Annotated in this window: 21 protein-coding genes; all 21 read left to right on the top strand. The window is 35.6% G+C overall.

Annotated elements, in window-relative coordinates; translation table 11 throughout:
* The first annotated feature begins 8 nt into the window (after positions 1-8).
* The 21 genes from rpsA (at position 9) to KHA97_RS05335 (ending at position 18,654) form a co-directional block, all read left to right on the top strand.
* On the top strand, positions 9-1,142 hold the full coding sequence (rpsA, locus tag KHA97_RS05435; RefSeq protein WP_213123688.1) for a 30S ribosomal protein S1: 1,134 nt from the start codon (positions 9-11) through the stop codon (positions 1,140-1,142).
* Positions 1,143-1,555: 413 nt separating this feature from the next.
* On the top strand, positions 1,556-2,152 hold the full coding sequence (locus KHA97_RS05430) for a YphA family membrane protein (protein ID WP_213123687.1): 597 nt from the start codon (positions 1,556-1,558) through the stop codon (positions 2,150-2,152).
* Positions 2,153-2,235: 83 nt separating this feature from the next.
* Positions 2,236-3,546, top strand: a complete 1,311-nt coding sequence (der, locus tag KHA97_RS05425; RefSeq protein WP_213123686.1) for a ribosome biogenesis GTPase Der — start codon at positions 2,236-2,238, stop codon at positions 3,544-3,546.
* 21 nt (positions 3,547-3,567) lie between these two features.
* A complete protein-coding gene (locus KHA97_RS05420; RefSeq protein WP_213123685.1) occupies positions 3,568-4,623 on the top strand; it encodes an NAD(P)H-dependent glycerol-3-phosphate dehydrogenase in 1,056 nt (351 codons plus the stop codon).
* A 527-nt stretch (positions 4,624-5,150) separates the two neighbouring features.
* On the top strand, positions 5,151-5,351 hold the full coding sequence (locus KHA97_RS05415) for a DUF2768 domain-containing protein (RefSeq protein WP_213123684.1): 201 nt from the start codon (positions 5,151-5,153) through the stop codon (positions 5,349-5,351).
* Positions 5,352-5,395: 44 nt separating this feature from the next.
* On the top strand, positions 5,396-6,103 hold the full coding sequence (locus tag KHA97_RS05410) for a hypothetical protein (protein ID WP_213123683.1): 708 nt from the start codon (positions 5,396-5,398) through the stop codon (positions 6,101-6,103).
* Between the two features lie 156 nt (positions 6,104-6,259).
* Entirely contained in the window at positions 6,260-7,738 is a 1,479-nt protein-coding gene (gene spoIVA / locus KHA97_RS05405) for a stage IV sporulation protein A (RefSeq protein WP_213123682.1), read from the top strand.
* A gap of 421 nt (positions 7,739-8,159) precedes the next feature.
* A complete protein-coding gene (locus KHA97_RS05400; RefSeq protein ID WP_213110187.1) occupies positions 8,160-8,432 on the top strand; it encodes an HU family DNA-binding protein in 273 nt (90 codons plus the stop codon).
* Between the two features lie 225 nt (positions 8,433-8,657).
* Positions 8,658-9,224, top strand: a complete 567-nt coding sequence (gene folE, locus KHA97_RS05395) for a GTP cyclohydrolase I FolE (protein WP_213123681.1) — start codon at positions 8,658-8,660, stop codon at positions 9,222-9,224.
* A gap of 15 nt (positions 9,225-9,239) precedes the next feature.
* On the top strand, positions 9,240-9,473 hold the full coding sequence (mtrB, locus tag KHA97_RS05390) for a trp RNA-binding attenuation protein MtrB (RefSeq protein WP_213123680.1): 234 nt from the start codon (positions 9,240-9,242) through the stop codon (positions 9,471-9,473).
* A 121-nt stretch (positions 9,474-9,594) separates the two neighbouring features.
* A complete protein-coding gene (locus KHA97_RS05385) occupies positions 9,595-10,374 on the top strand; it encodes a heptaprenyl diphosphate synthase component 1 (RefSeq protein WP_213123679.1) in 780 nt (259 codons plus the stop codon).
* A gap of 5 nt (positions 10,375-10,379) precedes the next feature.
* The gene (locus KHA97_RS05380; protein ID WP_213124321.1) at positions 10,380-11,090 is read left to right on the top strand and encodes a demethylmenaquinone methyltransferase; all 711 of its coding nucleotides are present in this window, start codon (positions 10,380-10,382) and stop codon (positions 11,088-11,090) included.
* 11 nt (positions 11,091-11,101) lie between these two features.
* Positions 11,102-12,064: a heptaprenyl diphosphate synthase component II gene (hepT, locus tag KHA97_RS05375; protein WP_213123678.1), complete on the top strand. Its 963-nt coding sequence runs from the start codon at positions 11,102-11,104 to the stop codon at positions 12,062-12,064.
* 104 nt (positions 12,065-12,168) lie between these two features.
* The gene (gene ndk, locus KHA97_RS05370) at positions 12,169-12,615 is read left to right on the top strand and encodes a nucleoside-diphosphate kinase (protein WP_213123677.1); all 447 of its coding nucleotides are present in this window, start codon (positions 12,169-12,171) and stop codon (positions 12,613-12,615) included.
* 95 nt (positions 12,616-12,710) lie between these two features.
* Positions 12,711-13,490, top strand: a complete 780-nt coding sequence (locus KHA97_RS05365; protein WP_407657989.1) for a CheR family methyltransferase — start codon at positions 12,711-12,713, stop codon at positions 13,488-13,490.
* A 12-nt stretch (positions 13,491-13,502) separates the two neighbouring features.
* Positions 13,503-14,594 carry a 3-dehydroquinate synthase gene (aroB, locus tag KHA97_RS05360; protein ID WP_213123675.1) on the top strand — a complete coding sequence of 364 codons (1,092 nt, stop codon included), beginning with the start codon at positions 13,503-13,505 and terminating at the stop codon, positions 14,592-14,594.
* Between the two features lie 79 nt (positions 14,595-14,673).
* Positions 14,674-15,561 (top strand): hypothetical protein, encoded by an 888-nt coding sequence (locus tag KHA97_RS05355; RefSeq protein WP_213123674.1) that lies wholly within the window; start codon positions 14,674-14,676, stop codon positions 15,559-15,561.
* Between the two features lie 22 nt (positions 15,562-15,583).
* Positions 15,584-16,843, top strand: a complete 1,260-nt coding sequence (locus tag KHA97_RS05350) for a tetratricopeptide repeat protein (RefSeq protein ID WP_213123673.1) — start codon at positions 15,584-15,586, stop codon at positions 16,841-16,843.
* 28 nt (positions 16,844-16,871) lie between these two features.
* On the top strand, positions 16,872-17,417 hold the full coding sequence (locus tag KHA97_RS05345) for a ReoY family proteolytic degradation factor (protein WP_213123672.1): 546 nt from the start codon (positions 16,872-16,874) through the stop codon (positions 17,415-17,417).
* Between the two features lie 118 nt (positions 17,418-17,535).
* A complete protein-coding gene (locus KHA97_RS05340) occupies positions 17,536-17,997 on the top strand; it encodes a YpiF family protein (RefSeq protein ID WP_213123671.1) in 462 nt (153 codons plus the stop codon).
* Positions 17,998-18,141: 144 nt separating this feature from the next.
* Complete coding sequence (locus tag KHA97_RS05335) at positions 18,142-18,654, top strand: QcrA and Rieske domain-containing protein (RefSeq protein ID WP_213123670.1); 513 nt, start codon at positions 18,142-18,144, stop codon at positions 18,652-18,654.
* Positions 18,655-18,656 lie beyond the last annotated feature (2 nt).

The raw sequence follows: 18,656 nt of genomic DNA, 5'->3' as shown, positions 1-18,656 counted from the left end.
GAGTACATATGACGGAGGATATGAATAATATTGAAGTTAAAAGTTTCTCTGAAGGAGACCGCGTTAAAGGCACGGTAACTAAGATTGAAGAAAAACAAGTCTTGGTTGATTTGGAAGGAAGCAAGCTAGATGGTATTATTCCAATAAGTGAGCTTTCGAGCCTTCATGTTGAAAAAGCTTCTGATGTGGTCCACGAAGGTGAAGTGTTAGATTTAATCGTGACCAAAGTGGAAGAAGAGCTCCTCGTACTTTCAAAGCGTAAAGTGGATGCTGAGAATGCTTGGGAAACGCTTGAAAAACGATTCCAAAATAATGAAGTATTCGACGCTGAAGTAAATGAAATAGTTAAAGGCGGTTTAGTAGTTGATTTGGGTGTGAGAGGCTTCGTACCTGCATCAATGGTAGAGGATCATTTCGTGGAAGATTTCTCTGATTATCAAGGAAAAACTCTTTCTTTTAAAATTGTTGAGTTGGATAAAGAGAAAAACCGTCTAATTTTATCACATCGAATCGTGATAGAAGAAGAAAAAAATCGCGAAAAACAAGCTATTCTTGAAAAACTTGAATCTGGCCAAGTAATTGAAGGGACTATTCAAAGACTTACAGATTTTGGAGCCTTTGTTGATATCGGTGGTGTCGATGGACTCGTACACATTTCCCAACTTTCACACGAGCATATTGAAAAACCATCTGACGTTGTAAAAGAAGGAGAGAAAGTCCAAGTAAAAGTCCTTTCAGTCGATCGTGATAATGAAAGAATTTCCTTATCAATTAAAGAAACATTGCCGGGACCTTGGTCAAATATTGCTGAAAAAGCACCAAGAGGAACAATTTTGGAAGGAACAGTAAAACGTTTAGTATCCTTTGGAGCGTTTGTCGAAGTGTTCCCAGGGGTAGAAGGACTTGTCCATATTTCGCAAATATCCCACAAACATATCGGAACGCCTCATGAAGTTTTACAAGAGGGACAAACTGTTAAAGTCAAAGTGCTGGATGTTAATGAAGCAGACCAAAGACTTTCTTTAAGCATGAAAGAGCTTGAAGATCAAAATGATCAAGTAAAAGATTATGAATTACCGGAAGAGTCCAAAGGATTCCAATTAAGCGATATGATTGGAGATAAATTAAAGGGTTTTAAATAAATAAAAGCGGAAGCACGTGTTTATTGACGTAAAGGCCCACAGGATGTGGGTCCGTCGACGTTCCTTTTTAGACCTTTGACTTAATGCTGGGAAAAGGACAAGGAGTTGCTAGTCGATAGGCGCTGTAGCTATATGGATCAAAACCTCCCGTAAAATCGGGAGGTTTTTTCTTTGAAAATTGTAGGTATTTAAAGTAAAGATTTTTTTGAGAAAGATTGTTACCCTTCGTGAGCTGGATTTTATAGTTGAAGTTTTTCAATCATTGATAGGTGCCACTAGTAAAACATTAACGGATTTATCCCTTCACGCGATTACTTCGATAAACAATGGGTTTATGCTTTTTTGGATTGTTTTTCAAATTATCTGATTAAATTTTCATTACCTTCCCTATACTGTTAGCGGAGGTGATGGCAATGCAAGGAATGATTTTTTTACTCATTGCATGGATAATTTGGATTTACGCAACATTTATCATGGATAAACATTCAAGGTATAGATGCTTGATTGCAATGTTTGCTTTAATTTTTATTATATTAAAGTCGATTACAATAAGGTTTTATTCTCTTAATATATCTGGAGCAAGCTTATTGATGTTGGGCATATGTTATTATTTAGCATCTAGATTGCCGTTAAAAAAGCAGCTTCATTTATTATTTACTGTTTTTACTTTAATGGTAGGATATGCAGGATTTCTATTATTTGAAATGTACGATCCTATTTTAATGTTCATAGATAGAGTAGTCCTCATGTCATTTGTTTTATTTATATTTAGTTATTTTATATATTCATCATCCGTTAAACTTCGAATTCTTTTTATATGTCTTGGTACTATTCAAGGAGATGTTGTATTTGCTGCTTTCTTAAGCAAATGGGATATGCCTTATTTAATAGGATCCATGGAATATTTAGACATTATTTCCATAACTGTCTTTTCAATTCTGTTTATTAACTTTATTTCGAATCTAACTTCAATAACGAGAATAAAGGGAAATAAAAAAATTTCCCATTAAATGATTATCATTACCTTTTATTCAAATAATATGGTACGATTTCTCAGTAGAACAAAAGATTAACTTTAAAGTGAGTGGATGAAATGACTAAACCGACTGTGGCGATTGTTGGTCGTCCTAATGTAGGTAAATCAACTATTTTTAATCGAATTGTAGGAGAACGTGTATCTATTGTTGAAGATACTCCTGGCGTAACGAGAGATCGGATTTATGGTGCTGGTGAATGGCTTTCTAATGAATTTCATATAATCGATACGGGCGGAATCGAAATGGGGGATGCTCCATTTTTAGAGGAAATCCGTTTGCAAGCGGAAATTGCAATAGACGAGGCAGATGTTATTATTTTCATCGTAAATAGTAGGGAAGGGGTTACTTCTGCAGACGAAGAAGTGGCGAAGATTCTGTTTCGGTCCAAGAAACCAGTCGTGTTAGCAGTAAATAAAGTGGATAACCCTGAAATGCGTGCGGAAATTTATGATTTTTATTCACTAGGCTTTAATGAACCTTTCCCTATTTCAGGTTCACATGGTCTTGGTTTGGGAGATTTGCTTGATGAAGTAGTCAAACATTTTCCACAAACTAGTGAGGAAAATATAGATGAGGATGTCATTAAATTTTGTTTAATCGGAAGACCGAATGTCGGAAAATCCTCTATCGTTAATGCTTTTCTTGGTGAAGAAAGAGTCATTGTCAGCGATATAGCTGGTACAACGAGAGACGCGATCGATTCATCATATGAATACGAAGGGCAAAAATATACGATTATAGACACTGCAGGAATGCGTAAAAAAGGAAAAGTCTATGAAACCACAGAAAAATATAGTGTGTTAAGAGCATTAAAGGCGATTGACCGATCTGATGTTGTACTTGTTGTTTTAAATGGAGAAGAAGGAATATTAGAACAAGATAAAAAGATCGCGGGCTATGCTCATGAAGCTGGTAGAGCTGTTATTATCGTTGTCAACAAATGGGATGCTGTTGATAAAGATGAAAAAACGATGAATGAATTTGAAGAAAAAATTAGAGCTCATTTCTTGTTTTTAGATTATGCTCCTATTCTTTTCGTTTCGGCAAAAACAAGAAAAAGATTGACAAACTTGCTGCCTGCAATAAAAATGGCAAGTGAAAACCACTCCATGCGCGTTCAATCAAGTGTTTTGAACGATGTAATTGCGGATGCAATAGCAATGAATCCTACTCCTTCTGATAAAGGGCGCAAATTAAAAATCTTTTATGTAACACAAGTAGGGATTAAACCACCGACCTTTATTGTATTCGTAAATGATCAAGAAATCATGCACTTTTCATATGAAAGATTTTTACAAAATAGAATAAGGGAAGCCTTTGGTTTTGAAGGGACACCTATAAAAATCATAACAAGACAAAGAAAATAATATGAAGGTGGGTGAATAAGCTTGGGAAATGAAAAAGAAAGAGTAGCTGTTATTGGGGCTGGAAGTTGGGGCACTGCTTTAGCTCTCGTTTTAGCGGATAATGGACATCCTATTCAATTATGGACAAGAAATGAACGGCAAAAAGATGAAATCAACGATAGACACACGAATGAAAAATACTTACCAGGGATTACTCTTCCTGATAAGATTATCGCGATTAATTCGTTGGAAGAAGCTTTAAATGGGATTGAAACAGTGGTATTAGCCGTTCCTACTAAAGCGATAAGGGAAACTTTAAGGGAGATTATTAAGTTTCAATTGCAGCCACTTACGATTGTGCATGTAAGTAAAGGGATAGAACCAGATAGTTTGTTGCGTATTTCAGAAATGATTGACGAAGAGATGCCAAAACGCATCCTGAAAGATATAGTAGTGCTTTCAGGACCTAGCCATGCCGAAGAAGTAAGCTTAAGACATCCTACAACTGTTGCTGTATCATCCAAAAATATGGAAGCGGCAGAAAAAATACAAGATTTATTTATGAATCAACATTTTCGGGTCTATACGAATCCAGATTTAATTGGAGTTGAAATAGGAGGCGCTCTTAAAAACATTATTGCTCTTGCTGCAGGTATTTCTGATGGCCTTGGTTTTGGGGATAATGCCAAAGCCGCGCTTATTACGAGAGGATTGGCGGAAATTTCTCGCCTGGGAACAAAAATGGGTGCAAATCCGTTAACTTTTTCTGGTTTGGCTGGAATTGGTGATTTAATTGTCACTTGCACAAGTGTTCACTCACGCAATTGGCGTGCAGGTAATATGCTTGGCAAGGGGCAAAAATTAGAAGATGTCCTCATGTCTATGGGGATGGTTGTAGAAGGTGTAAGAACGACCAAGGCAGCATACCAATTAGCACAAAAATATAATTGCAAAATGCCTATTACCGAAATTCTTTATCAAATTTTATTCAATGACGTAAATGCGAAGATAGCCGGAGAACGCTTAATGGCAAGATTAAAAACAAACGAAATGGAAGATCTTGTCGATATTTTGAGTGAACAAATGGAACAACTATAATGTGATTAGGCAAAAGAGGATGCGTTCTTTTTTTAAGTGCATATAATGCTTTGAAGTAAAATGCTTAAACAGGTGGAATGGGTATTAGTTTGTCATCTATGAAGCAAAGGGTCGTCCATTGCTTCATCTTTTTTTGTGGTCCAGGAATGATAGTTTGGAACCTTGTGGTTAACCTTTATGAAGGTGGAACCCGTCTAGCTTAAGCGCCTAGCGACTAGAAAACTTTCGGATTCTTCCTACGATAAGTCAACATCGGCTCGCCTTTTATTTCCAGCTACAGGCGCCTTCCGCTTTTCTTGGCTCACCGTGTTTCCTTTGTCTCGTCAGAATCTTAATGAGGAACGTCGACTAAAACCGCCACGTCCTGTGGCGCCGTCGACGGACTCATATCCTGTGGGCGTGTACGTCGCTGAACAGGCGCTTGCGCTTTTGTTCTGGGCAATTGTTTTATGGTATATGACCTTTTAAATCATTTGAACATGATATAATATCTATTAATGTGTCATTTTAGTAGTGGAGGAATGTAAATGTCGCCGTCAATGCAAAAAATGTGGATTTCAATTATAGGAATGCTGCTTCTAGCTTTAGCAATGTTTACAATTTACATCAGTCGTTATAAATTGAATAATAGAGTATTAAAAATAGTTACTGCCATTTCAGCTTGGTTATTTATGATCATTGGTGGACTTATTATGCTTTTTGTTGTCCTGACTGGTCCAACTAGCTGAATTTCACTATCAACATGAAAGATGCTGAAGGGAAGAAGCTATACATGAAACTAAATGTAAATATAGCAATATTAATTCTAGCATCCGTTTTATTAAGCGGGTGTCTATACCCTCAAGAAAGAAAAGTTGAGAATCAAATACCGTATGAAGATCAGATTAAGACTGTTCAGACAGCTGTCGATCAATATAGAGAAACGACAAATGGACTATTACCAATAAAAACTCGTGATTATGAAACTCCCCTATACATAAAATATCCTATTGAGTTTTCAAAACTTGCTCCGCGTTTTATAGCCTCCCCTCCAGGAAATGCCTATGAAAGCGGTGGGGTATTTCAATATGTTTTAATAGACGTGGAAACGAATCCGAGCGTTAAAGTGTTTGATCTTCGCATTGCGGAAAAAATTAGGGAAGTAAAATTGAGAATCAAATCTCAAGGATACCCACCTTTTAAAGACGCAATTGCTCATAATATCTATAGTTTAGATTACAAAAAACTAGGTTATAAAAGTGAGCCTTATATTATCTCACCTTTTACTAATAATAATTTGCCTCTTGTTATTAATATAGATGGTGAGGTTTTTGTAGATTATATAAGCGATCTCTTTTTGACTTTAAAAGAAAGTGGGAAAACTTTTACGCAAGGTGTTGATATTACAAGCATTCTTACTGAAAATTCATTATTTGTTCCTGCATATTCACTTTCTTACACAGTAGATGAAAACAATGAACCGATTTACATGGAAAAATAGGAATATTCCTTCTTTCACTCAATATAATGTGGAAGAAGGATTTTTTATTTACTTCTTAATATGGTCATATAAGAATCGGACAACATCATAAACATCTATTGTCCAATCGTTTGTAGGGTGTTTTGTCCCTTGAACTCAATGATAGGAGGGAACCTCTTGGAAAAAGTGGATATTTTCAAAGATATTGCAGAAAGAACAGGCGGAGATATTTATTTGGGTGTAGTTGGAGCTGTTCGAACAGGTAAATCCACATTTATTAAAAAGTTTATGGAACTAGCTGTCTTACCAAACATCACGAATGAAGCAGATAGAGCAAGAGCGCAAGATGAACTGCCTCAAAGTGCGGCAGGTAGAACAATCATGACGACAGAACCAAAATTTGTTCCGAACCAAGCTGTCGCCGTTCAAGTCGATGAAGGACTTGAAGTAAATGTACGGCTTGTTGATTGTGTTGGTTATACAGTGCCAGGGGCAAAAGGATATGAGGATGAAAATGGCCCAAGAATGATTCATACACCTTGGTATGAGGAACCAATCTCATTTCATGAAGCAGCTGAAATTGGAACTAGAAAAGTGATTCAGGAGCACTCAGTGCTTGGTGTTGTCATTACAACAGATGGGACGATTGGAGAAATACCACGTTCGGACTATGTAGATGCTGAAGAGCGTGTAATAGAAGAGTTAAAAGAGGTTGGAAAGCCGTTTATAATGGTCATTAACTCTTCTCGACCACATCATGCCGAAACAGAAAAATTACGTAAACAGCTTGAAGCGAAATATGATATCCCTGTTCTATCCATGTCTGTAGAAAGCATGAGAGAAGCAGATGTAATGAGTGTCCTACGCGAAGCTTTATACGAATTTCCTGTGCTTGAAGTTAATGTAAATCTTCCAAGCTGGGTTATGGTGTTGAAGGAGAACCACTGGCTGCGTACAAACTACCAAGAGGCTGTTAAGGAAACAGTTAAGGATATAAAGAGATTACGAGATGTAGATAGAGTCGTACAACAGTTTTATGAGTTTGACTTTATTGAAAATGCTGGGCTTGCAGGAGTGGATATGGGGCAAGGAATTGCGGAAATAGATTTATTTGCTCCTGATGATCTTTATGATAATGTTCTTAAAGAAGTCGTCGGAGTTGAAGTCCGAGGAAAAGATCACTTGCTTGAGCTTATGCAGGATTTTGCCGACGCTAAAAGAGAATATGATCAAGTCTCAGATGCCCTCGCAATGGTCAGACAAACAGGCTATGGAATAGCAGCTCCATCTTTAGCGGATATGAGTTTGGATGAGCCTGAAATCATTAGGCAAGGGGCCCGCTTTGGTGTTAGGTTAAAAGCGATGGCACCTTCGATCCATATGATAAAAGTGGATGTCGAATCTGAGTTCGCCCCGATTATTGGAACTGAAAAACAAAGTGAAGAGCTTGTCCGCTACCTAATGCAGGACTTTGAAGACGACCCACTTTCAATTTGGAATTCAGATATTTTTGGTAGAAGCTTAAGCTCATTAGTAAGAGAAGGAATCCAAGCAAAAATTGCGATGATGCCAGAAAACGCCAGATATAAATTAAAGGAAACGCTAGAAAGAATTATCAATGAAGGTTCAGGTGGTTTAATAGCTATCATTCTTTAAGAAAGAAAGGTCGTTAATCTTTTAGACACTTTATGAAATGAGCGGGAGAAGTGAGATTTCTGCGAGATAACGGTTAAATATGCTGTCCTACAGCCTCTTAAAGAAAAGAGCCGACAAGTCGTTTGCAGTCCAACGAAAGCAAGCTTGTTCAGCTGAAATTACAATACAAGGTTAGCAAAAGATAATAAAAAGATGTCGAATACGACGATATTCGGCATCTTTTCCATTTTTTACGCCTTTTATTCTTGCTAACATAAAATTTATATGATAATCTTTTAAACAGAATTGCTGTTAAATCCCTTATTTACCAGTAATTTATTCAGATTCTAACATTACCATGTTTAAGAATCTTAAAAATTGTTCACAAATGTAATAGCACTTGAGGAACAAGATCTCTCTTTCTTGGGAGGAGGTGAATGGTATGAACAAAACTGAACTTATCAATTCTGTTGCTGAAACAGCGGAGCTTTCTAAAAAGGACGCTACTAAAGCTGTTGATGCTGTTTTCCAATCCATCCAAAATGCTTTGGCTAACGGAGATAAAGTAGCTTTAATCGGATTTGGTAACTTTGAAGTGCGTGAGCGTGCTGCTCGTAAAGGACGCAACCCTCAAACTGGTCAGGAAATCGAAATCGCTGCAAGCAAGGTTCCAGCGTTCAAACCAGGTAAAGCGCTTAAAGATGCTGTTAAATAAGTACATACACTCTTTAGCGTAACAAAAGGAACTGCCGAGGTAAATATCGGTAGTTCCTTTTTTATTTCTTTTGTTAATTATGCTAATATGGGAATACATTAGAAAATGTGTAAGACGACTGCACCTAGACAATGCAACCTAGATATAATAATTAAAGCTATTGTGAATTTTATACTTTCTTTGAAAGAAAGATGTCTTGTTGCAGCAAATGTAGGAGGAAAAAGAATGATAGAAGTAAATCGCTCACAAATAGAAGAAGCGGTTCGAATGATATTAGAGGCGATTGGAGAAAACCCTAATAGAGAAGGTTTAGTGGATACGCCAAAACGAGTAGCAAAAATGTATGAAGAGGTTTTTTCCGGTTTAGGGAAAAATCCAGAGGAATACTTTGAAACAATTTTTGGAGAAGAACACGAGGAACTTGTTCTCGTTAAGGATATTCCCTTTTTTTCAATGTGTGAACACCATTTAGTCCCTTTCTTCGGAAAAGCCCATGTCGCCTATATACCTCAAAATGGAAAGGTCGCTGGTTTGAGTAAACTTGCAAGGGCAGTGGAAACAGTTGCGGCTAAACCCCAATTACAAGAACGAATTACTTCCACAATTGCGAATGTCTTAATGAAAAAACTTGAACCACAAGGGGTTATGGTTATTATAGAGGCAGAACATATGTGTATGACGATGAGAGGAATAAAAAAACCTGGTGCCAAAACCGTAACATCTGCAGTTCGGGGAATACTAGCTACCGATGGACAAGCACGAGCAGAAGTACTTTCCTTAATAAAAGATTAATCATGAGGTGAAGAAATGAGCAACGTCCGTGGACAATCTGATTTCATTATCATAAAAGCTTTGGAAGATGGGGTAAATGTAATTGGGTTAACTAGAGGTTCTGATACTAGATTTCATCATGCAGAAAAACTAGATGCTGGTGAAGTAATGGTTGCTCAATTTACAGAACATACCTCGGCAATAAAAGTTAGAGGACATGCAAATATTGTAACTTCATTTGGAGAAGTAGAGAGTGAAAATAAAAAATAACCTTAATTAAAACTCATTTCATAAACCCATCAAAATCGCCATTCGGTAATTCTCTATGTTATAATTAAACTTGCATGCATCTAGTATGTCTTTTATTTGTAATAGAAACGAGGATTTTGTTATGGCGGTAAGCAATTACGAACAGCAAATTAATTCAATAAAAAAGAAGTTGCAGCAAAAATGCTACCATCACTTTTTATACAAACATATTGAACCGCCTGAGCTGGATGTAGATCAAATTCTTTTTATGTCATACTCATTGCGAGATTCTAGTCTTACGGTGGAAGAAATTGAAGCATATATTATGGCAACTATGCTTGCAAACTTGGCACTAGAAACACATGAAAATGTTTCTAACCCTAATATATCAACTAAAGCACGGCAACTTAACGTATTGGCCGGAGATTATTATAGTGGCATGTACTATAATTTATTATCAGAATTTCATAATATAGAGTTAATACAATCTTTGGCATCTGCTATCAAAACAATTAATGAGCATAAAATAAATATTATCCAATTTAATGGTGAAAATTTGAATTTTTATCTTGAAAGTGTTAGAAAAATTGAATCTGGGCTGTTAGAACAATTTTGTATACATTTTCAAACACCTTCCAAGTATATTAACTTCTTCACTGAATATCTATTTTTTAAAAAGGTTGGAAAAGAGCTGAAATTGCTTATTGACGGTAATTTTTCTCTCTTTATGAAGGGGATAAAAAGCTTCTATTTTAAAAACAACACACAACCATCCTTGGAAGCTGAGATAAAATTATTAACAGATATAATGCAGGAATCGAAGGAAAAACTTGATGATATGATAATAGAAATGAATGCTTTGCCATTACTCGTGAATAGGCGCATCAATGAATTGGCTGGTTCTTTAAGTGGAGGTTTTTGAAAAAGATGCAATCAAAAGAAGAACGTGTACATAGTGTATTTGAAAAAATCCATAAAAATTATGATAAAATGAATTCCATTATTAGTTTTCAGCAACATATAAAATGGCGTAAAGAGACTATGAAAAAGATGGACGTCCCTAAAGGGGGATATGCTCTCGATCTTTGCTGCGGAACTGGTGATTGGACCATTGGGCTTGCACGTGCAGTTGGCATTGAAGGTAAAGTTATTGGGTTAGACTTTAGTCATAATATGCTGCAAGTTGCAAAGCAAAAAAAGGAAACAGAACAATTGGATCAAATAGAATTCATTCAAGGTAACGCTATGGAGCTTCCGTTTGAAGATAATACATTCGATTATGTAACAATCGGCTTTGGTCTACGGAATGTTCCAGACTATATGCAAGTACTGAAAGAGATGAACAGGGTGTTAAAGCCTGGTGGCATGGCAGTATGTCTTGAAACATCCCAACCGACAATGCCGGGTTATAAACAGGCTTATTATTTGTATTTCCGCTATGTTATGCCGTTATTTGGTAAATTATTTGCTAAAAGTTTTAAAGAATATTCGTGGTTACAAGAATCAGCCCGTGATTTTCCCGGAATGGAAGAATTAGCCCAAATGTTCTGGAGAGCCGGATTTGTTGATGTTATTTATAAATCCTTTAGCGGTGGTGTTGCAGCGGCGCATATTGGAATGAAAAAGAATAATGCCTAGGTGGAAATGAAATGAAACTAACATTACTTAATTCGACCTTAAAAGCTGACTTCGACATCATCGAAAAAGAGATGGAATTGGCTATTCAATCAGAGATAGAACTGCTCCAGAAAGCATCGGTGCAGCTTTTAAAAGCAGGGGGAAAACGAATTCGACCTGTTTTTGTCCTTTTATCGGCAAAATTCGGTTCGTACAATATACATACTATAAAAAACACTGCAGTAGCTTTAGAATTAATTCATATGGCTTCACTAGTCCATGATGATGTAATCGACGATGCCGAACTTAGAAGAGGAAAGCCAACGATCAATTATACTTGGAATGATCGTATTGCTATGTACACTGGTGATTATATTTTGGGAAGTTCTCTTGAATACATGACAAATATTCATAATTCATTAGCACATCAGATTCTTTCAAATGCAATTATCGAAGTTTGCAAAGGCGAAATGGATCAAATTAAAGATAAATATCGTTTTAATCAAAATTTAAGAGATTATTTACGACGAATTAAGAGAAAAACAGCTTTACTTATTGCTGTTAGCTGTGAACTCGGTGCAGTTACAGCAGGGGCAGATGAAAAGACACATAGGTTATTATATAAATTTGGTTACTTTATTGGAATGTCTTACCAAATTATTGATGATATTCTTGATTTTACTGGAACAGAAAAAGAACTAGGAAAACCAGCTGGTGAAGATTTGCGACAAGGAAATATCACTTTACCAGTTTTATATGCAATGCAAGATGAGAAATTAAAATCTAGAGTATTGAAAGTTAATGAAGGCACAACTAAAGAGGAAATGGTGGGCCTCATATCTGCTATAAAGGATTCAGGAGCAATCGATAAGGCATATTCTGTTAGTAGGATGTATTTAAAAAAGGCTATTCACGTTTTAGATAAACTTCCTCCTATAAAAGCTAAAAAAACACTCAGAGATATTGCTTTTTACATAGGCAAAAGAAAATATTAGAAAATAAATTTTTACTTATGGCAATTTGCTAATGTTGGAAAATAATGATATTATTTTCATGGGATTTCGAGGATTTTCCCGAGATAATCGCAGGAGTGATCATAATGGAAAAAACTTTTCTAATGGTAAAACCAGATGGAGTTCAAAGAAGTTTAATTGGAGAAATCGTATCACGGTTTGAAAAAAAAGGTTTTCAGCTTGTTGGAGCAAAATTGATGACAATTCCAAAAGAACTTGCTGAAAAACACTATGGAGAACATAAAGAACGTCCTTTTTTTGGAGATTTAGTCGAATTCATTACATCAGGACCTGTTTTTGCTATGGTCTGGCAAGGTGAGAATGTAATACATACTGCACGCCAAATGATGGGTACAACAAATCCAAAAGATGCTGCTCAAGGAACAATTCGCGGCGATTTTGGTTTAACTGTCGGAAAAAATATTATTCATGGTTCTGATTCAACTGAAAGCGCGGAAAGAGAAATTTCCTTGTTTTTTAAAGAGGAAGAGCTCGTGGAATACTCCAAACTAATTAATAGTTGGATATATTAAATGTTACCAACCACCTAGAAACAATTCTAGGTGGTTTTTCCTTCTTTATACGTTATAATCAGTAATAGTATAAGAGAAAGTGATGGGGTATGACAGTGGATCAAGACTATCTTCAGTTTATTGTAAATATAAAACAAAAAACGGGTATTGATTTATCTTTATATAAAGAAGCACAAATGAAGAGAAGGCTCACTTCCCTCTATCAAAAAAAGGGATATTCTTCATTTAAAGATTTTTACTCAGGTATTTTGTCAGATCAAAAAATAATGAATGAATTTCTAGATAGAATGACGATCAACGTTACGGAATTTTATCGTAATGGTAAGCGCTGGGAAGTATTAGAAAACAAAATATTGCCTCGTCTTCTTGCAAAAAAGAAAAATTTAAAGATTTGGAGTGCGGCCTCGTCCACTGGAGAAGAACCTTATACTATCTCCATGATTTTGTCGAGATATATGCCTCTGAATCAAATATCTATTTTGGCAACAGATATTGATGAACAGGCCCTTTCTGCAGCAAAAGCAGGAATTTATGTAGAACGATCTTTAGCAGAAATGCCTCCTTCCATGATAACTAAGTTTTTTAAAAAGGAAGGTACTGTTTATAAAATTGATGAAGAAATAAAAAAGACGGTTCAATTTCGAAAACTTAATTTACTTGGAGATCCATTTAATAAAGATTTTGATTTAATTGTTTGTCGAAATGTTCTAATCTATTTTACAGAGGAAGCGAAAGGCGAACTATACAAGAAGTTCTCCAACGCTTTAGCAGATGATGGAGTGCTATTTGTTGGAAGTACTGAACAAATTTTTAATCCGGGGCAATATGGGTTAGAAGTAGAAGATACATTTTTTTATCGTAAAATCAAATCGTAGGGGTGTATAAAATTGAAGATTGACATTCAAACACCATCAAAATCGTATCCTGTTTACATTGGAAAAAATGTTTTAGAGTCCTTAACCAACCACTTGCAAACAAATGATTATACAAAACTTCTAATCATTACGGATGAAACAGTGGGCAGATTGCATCTAGATGAGTTGAAAAAAGCAATACCACAATCGTACGACACTTATACATATATAGTTCCCTCAGGAGAAAACGCGAAACAATTTTCAGTATATGAATCATGTCTATCATATTCACTTGAACAGGGGCTGGATCGAAAGTCTTGCATCATTGCATTTGGTGGAGGAGCTGTTGGCGATTTAGCTGGTTTTGTTGCAGCGACATATATGAGAGGCATACCTTTCATACAAGTTCCGACAACCATTTTGGCACATGATAGCGCCGTTGGTGGAAAGACGGGAATAAACCATCCTCTCGGAAAAAATATGATCGGCTCTTTTCATCAGCCAGAAGCGGTTATTTATCAAACTGAGTTTCTAAAAACTCTTCCACAATCGGAAATTCGTTCCGGATTTGCGGAGGCAGTTAAGCATGCATTTATTGCTGACGAAGAATTGCTTAAATTTCTAATGTCTACTATTACTGATTTACGGGCAATAAATAATGAAGATTTAGTCTTTTTTTTAAAAAAAGGAATTCAAATAAAAGCAGATGTAGTTTCAAAAGATGAAAGAGAAACAGGGATACGTGCCTTTTTGAATTTTGGTCATACATTAGGCCATGTAATAGAGTCATCAGCTGGATACGGAAAAGTATCACATGGTGAAGCGGTTATGACTGGCATGGTTTATGCATTATATTTAAGCAAGGAGATATTAGATTTAGAATTTAATATTTCTGATTTTGAGTTATGGATTAAATCACTAGGATACAGTTTAGAAATTCCTGATGGTTTTGATTTTGATCAAGCATTTACTAGTATGACAAGAGATAAAAAATCATATTCCAATAAACCGAGATTCGTATTATTGGGGAAAATCGGAAATCCATTAGTTAGAGAACTTGATAAAGATGTATTGGAAAAAGTCTATTTTACCTTTCTTTCATCAACAAAACTAATAAAAAAATAGAGAAGAACAAAAGAAATATTTCATGTTTCCTACCTTTTTTACATAGATTGTTTTAAAAGAATACGAAAGGTAGGAAAGCATGGACTATATAATTGAAAATGCATTTTCTATTGAAGATGGTAAAAGATCCAAAGTTTCAATGCTAGTGAGAGATTGTGAAATTCGTTATTACGGGTCTAAATCTTTAAATCATTCTATACTTAAAATGGATGCAAGCTCCTTTATCATTACTCCTTCTTTTGTATATTTTGCACCTGATATACCCGATTTACCATTTGAGCAATTTAAAGTATACTTTTCCGATTGTTTCCTCAAGAAGGGATGCGGAACCGTGATTACTAATTTTCATGTATCAAAATTAAAAGATTTTGACAAAATGCTAGTAAATAAACGGAAATTACTTCTTAATAGTCCTATAGACTTTTTATTGGGTGTAACGGTCCCAGCTATAATTCTAAATCCTTTACTCATTATTAAATGTAAACAAGCAAAAATTCCAATCATTTTCGTAGAATTAAGTCGAATGAGAGATTTAGAAAAAATCGCCTGGGGATGGATAAAAGATGTATCATTCCCATACAACCCTATTTTTATTCCATATTTCCCTTCTTCCATGAAAACATATCGACAGTCATTGCTTTTAAGAAAATGGAACAGTACCCTTCAAAGTGAAAAGCTTCTCCATTTATCACAACCACTGAGACCAGATCTACCGTTGACGATAGAAATAACAAAAAAAATTGGTCTGTATCCGAAAAAAGGAATTTTGAAAGTCGGCGGCGAAATAAGTTATAATCTATACTTGCAAAATAACGAGTTTAATAATGATGATTCAATCGACGTTAACAAATGTGAGCCATCTATTTCCGTGCAAAAAGGAAAATTTGCAATGGTAAATGAAAAACCGATTTTTCGTCCTGGATATGGTGACGAGATTACAATTAAAAAAACATCATTATTTGTTTGAAACATAAGAAAGGATTTTGGTAATGAATAACGCAGAGCTAATGATAAAATACATCGAAGAGCAAAATCTTTCAGATGCGGAAAAACAATTTAAAAAGGTAAAGATCAGTGGCACCGATGATGAAAAGTATATGCTTGCCCACGCATTGTCACAATATGGATATTTAGAGGAATCAAAAGAATTATACGAAATCCTACTTCGTTTTTACCCAGATGAAGGGGAATTGAAATTAAGCTTAGCTGAAGTTTTAATGGAAATGGGTCAAGATGATGAAGCTCTTCAATATTTGGAAACAATACAAGAAGAAGATCCCAGTTATCCAGCAGCATTATTAGTTGAAGCGGATTTATACGAGATGCAGGGGTTATTTGAGGTTAGTGAAAACAAATTATTAAAAGCGAAGGAGTTAATACCTGATGAACCGGTAATGGACTATGCCCTTGGGGAACTTTATATGACTCAAGGGAGATTTTTAGAAGCTGCGAGAAGCTTTAGTCTATTGCTTGAAAAAGAAAAAGAAATTGAAGGTGTTGATATTAACAGCAGAATGGCAGAAGCATTAAGTGCAGGTGGAGCATTCGAAGAAGCTTTAACATATTATAAGCAATCGCTAAAAAACAAACAGGACATTGATTTGTTATTTGCTTATGGGTTGACTGCTTACCAGTGCGCTCAATACAAATTAGCCATAAAATTATTTAAACAATTACTTGAAATAGATCCGGATTATCACTCTCTTTACCTATATTTAGCCCGTTGCCTAGAACAAGAAGAAAAATTGGACGAGGCATTGGAAGTAGCGGAAGCGGGGCTTTCATTAGACGAATATAATAAGGATTTACATTATTTTGCAGGTAAACTTTCTCTAAAAATAGGGGATGAAAATAAGGCAGAGCACTTTTTTAGGCAAGCTCTTGTTTTAGATCCTGAATTTACAGAAGCAGCTATATCCTTAAATAGCTTACTCATTCATCAAGAAAAATACGAGTCTGTACTAGAAATTGCGGAAATGTTTTTTGAAAATGGAGGTGCCGATCCACAATTTCATTGGGATGCTGCGATTAGTTATCAGCATACCGAACAATATCGAGAGGCATTAAATGAATATGAGCTTGCATATAATGATTTTAAAAATAACCAAGATTTTTTAGCGGATTATGGATACTTTTTAATGGAGGAAGGTAATAGAAAAGCTGCAGCTGAAATATTTGCTATACTTGCCGACATCGATCCGGCCAATGAGGAATGGGTTTCTTTATTAGAAAGATTGAATGATTATTAAGATACCTTTTGCAGAGGAGGGAAATACAATGGAAACCCCTGTATCTGTCAACGAGAAAAAAGAATTTATTCGTTGGTTTCTAAATCGTTATCAATTAAAAAGAAGAGAATCGGTCTGGATCCTCAATTATTTAATGAGCCACGATCAACTCATGGAAAAAGTTCATTTTGTTGAAGATGCACAATGCTGTCCGAGAGGTTTAATCATGTCTACACATTGTACTAGAGAAGTTCCATTTCGATTTTACAAAGAAAATATTATGACTACCGATGCTGAAAAATCATTTCACGATATTCGATTAAATCGGGAAGAAGACATATATATTCAAATTAATTTTAGGGCTTCAAATCTATCACATCAATATGCTGCCGTACTTGAAGAAAACCCATTTGTACAAAATAAAGTGTATTTAAGTGAGAAAGATAAAATGTATGCAGAGCAAATCCTCGAAGAGAGTATCAAGCTGTTCCATGAAGAAAAATTATTAAAAGCCATCGATGAATCTCTTGAAAAGCGGGACCATATAGCTTTTTCAAAACTTGCAAAGCAATTAAGTGAATTAAGGCAAACATAATTTCCTCCCTCAAATTGTAAAGGGAGGATTTTTTCTGCAAAGTGTATATTACATTCGTTTTTTAATAATGAATGATAGAATATCAATTAGAACATATTAGAAAAAGAGGTGTAATAATTTGAATTGGACTGCGAAAGATGTTCACGTGTACACCACTGAGAGGGAGTATATCGATACAGCCATCATCCCATTAATGCCTGTTATTTTAGATGGAGGGATAAAACGTGCGGCCGAGCAAGGAGAATTTATTCAACTATTATCCATGCATTTAGAAAGGCAATTTAGAGGAAGAACCCTAATGTTGCCACCTTTTGCATACGTGAAGGACCCTAAAGAAATAATAGAAGAACTTGAAAGTTGGTCAAATAAAGCAAACCAAGCAGGATTTTCATATGTTTTTTATTTAACTTCTGACTCTAAGTGGCAGTCTTTAAATGAATCTTGTAATGGTACTTTAATTTATATGCCATCTATTCCACTGGAACACATGGATGAGCAACACAAGCATTCTGTGATCGATAATCAGCTTAAAAGCCTTATTGGAGAAATCATTAATGCATGGCAAAGGACTAATGATTAATTAATTCGCCACATAGTTGACAATGTTTAGCTTTCAATATTATTGACCTTGTCGTTTTATTGATATATCATAATTATGTCCTAGTTTGTATTAATGTGCATAAATGTCCGATGGACTTACCTTACTGACAGAGGGGGGAAAAGGATGAGCAAAAATCCTGTAACAAGACGTCAATTTTTAAGCTACACACTCACTGGAGTAGGTGGGTTTATGGCTGCTGGAATGTTGATGCCAATGCTTCGTTTCGCTGTAGATCCAATGTTAAAAGCACATGCGGCTGGTGATTTTAAAATGACGGATAAGAAAATTGCCGATATTACTTCTGATCCGGTACGTGTTGATTTTAAATATGAACAGCAAGATGCATGGTACACTTCTGAAGTAACATCAACAGCTTGGGTTTACAAAGATGACAAAGGCGAGATTATCGCTCTATCACCAGTTTGTAAACATTTAGGTTGTACTGTAAGTTGGGAAGGCAGCGACAAACATCCAAATATGTTCTTTTGTCCTTGCCATATGGGTCTTTATCACAAGAATGGCGAGAATGTACCAGGTACTCCGCCTAGAGGACCATTGGATGCTTATCCAACGCAAGAAAAAGACGGCTTTTTAATGCTTGGTTCACCAGTAGCAAATCCATTCGTAAGAAAGTAAAG

The organism is Lederbergia citri (assembly GCF_018343625.1).
GTDB lineage: Bacteria > Bacillota > Bacilli > Bacillales > Bacillaceae_C > Lederbergia > Lederbergia citri.
The sequence above is the reverse complement of the archived record's forward strand: the minus strand, read 5'-3'. Positions and strand labels throughout refer to the sequence as shown.

What these genes read in the sequence shown, in the direction of transcription:
- rpsA (WP_213123688.1), top strand. Translation starts at nt 9, where the DNA reads ATGACGGAGGATATGAATAATATTGAAGTTAAAAGTTTCTCTGAAGGA.
- KHA97_RS05430 (WP_213123687.1), top strand. Translation starts at nt 1,556, where the DNA reads ATGCAAGGAATGATTTTTTTACTCATTGCATGGATAATTTGGATTTAC.
- der (WP_213123686.1), top strand. Translation starts at nt 2,236, where the DNA reads ATGACTAAACCGACTGTGGCGATTGTTGGTCGTCCTAATGTAGGTAAA.
- KHA97_RS05415 (WP_213123684.1), top strand. Translation starts at nt 5,151, where the DNA reads ATGTCGCCGTCAATGCAAAAAATGTGGATTTCAATTATAGGAATGCTG.
- KHA97_RS05410 (WP_213123683.1), top strand. Translation starts at nt 5,396, where the DNA reads ATGAAACTAAATGTAAATATAGCAATATTAATTCTAGCATCCGTTTTA.
- KHA97_RS05400 (WP_213110187.1), top strand. Translation starts at nt 8,160, where the DNA reads ATGAACAAAACTGAACTTATCAATTCTGTTGCTGAAACAGCGGAGCTT.
- folE (WP_213123681.1), top strand. Translation starts at nt 8,658, where the DNA reads ATGATAGAAGTAAATCGCTCACAAATAGAAGAAGCGGTTCGAATGATA.
- mtrB (WP_213123680.1), top strand. Translation starts at nt 9,240, where the DNA reads ATGAGCAACGTCCGTGGACAATCTGATTTCATTATCATAAAAGCTTTG.
- KHA97_RS05385 (WP_213123679.1), top strand. Translation starts at nt 9,595, where the DNA reads ATGGCGGTAAGCAATTACGAACAGCAAATTAATTCAATAAAAAAGAAG.
- KHA97_RS05380 (WP_213124321.1), top strand. Translation starts at nt 10,380, where the DNA reads ATGCAATCAAAAGAAGAACGTGTACATAGTGTATTTGAAAAAATCCAT.
- hepT (WP_213123678.1), top strand. Translation starts at nt 11,102, where the DNA reads ATGAAACTAACATTACTTAATTCGACCTTAAAAGCTGACTTCGACATC.
- ndk (WP_213123677.1), top strand. Translation starts at nt 12,169, where the DNA reads ATGGAAAAAACTTTTCTAATGGTAAAACCAGATGGAGTTCAAAGAAGT.
- KHA97_RS05355 (WP_213123674.1), top strand. Translation starts at nt 14,674, where the DNA reads ATGGACTATATAATTGAAAATGCATTTTCTATTGAAGATGGTAAAAGA.
- KHA97_RS05350 (WP_213123673.1), top strand. Translation starts at nt 15,584, where the DNA reads ATGAATAACGCAGAGCTAATGATAAAATACATCGAAGAGCAAAATCTT.
- KHA97_RS05345 (WP_213123672.1), top strand. Translation starts at nt 16,872, where the DNA reads ATGGAAACCCCTGTATCTGTCAACGAGAAAAAAGAATTTATTCGTTGG.
- KHA97_RS05335 (WP_213123670.1), top strand. Translation starts at nt 18,142, where the DNA reads ATGAGCAAAAATCCTGTAACAAGACGTCAATTTTTAAGCTACACACTC.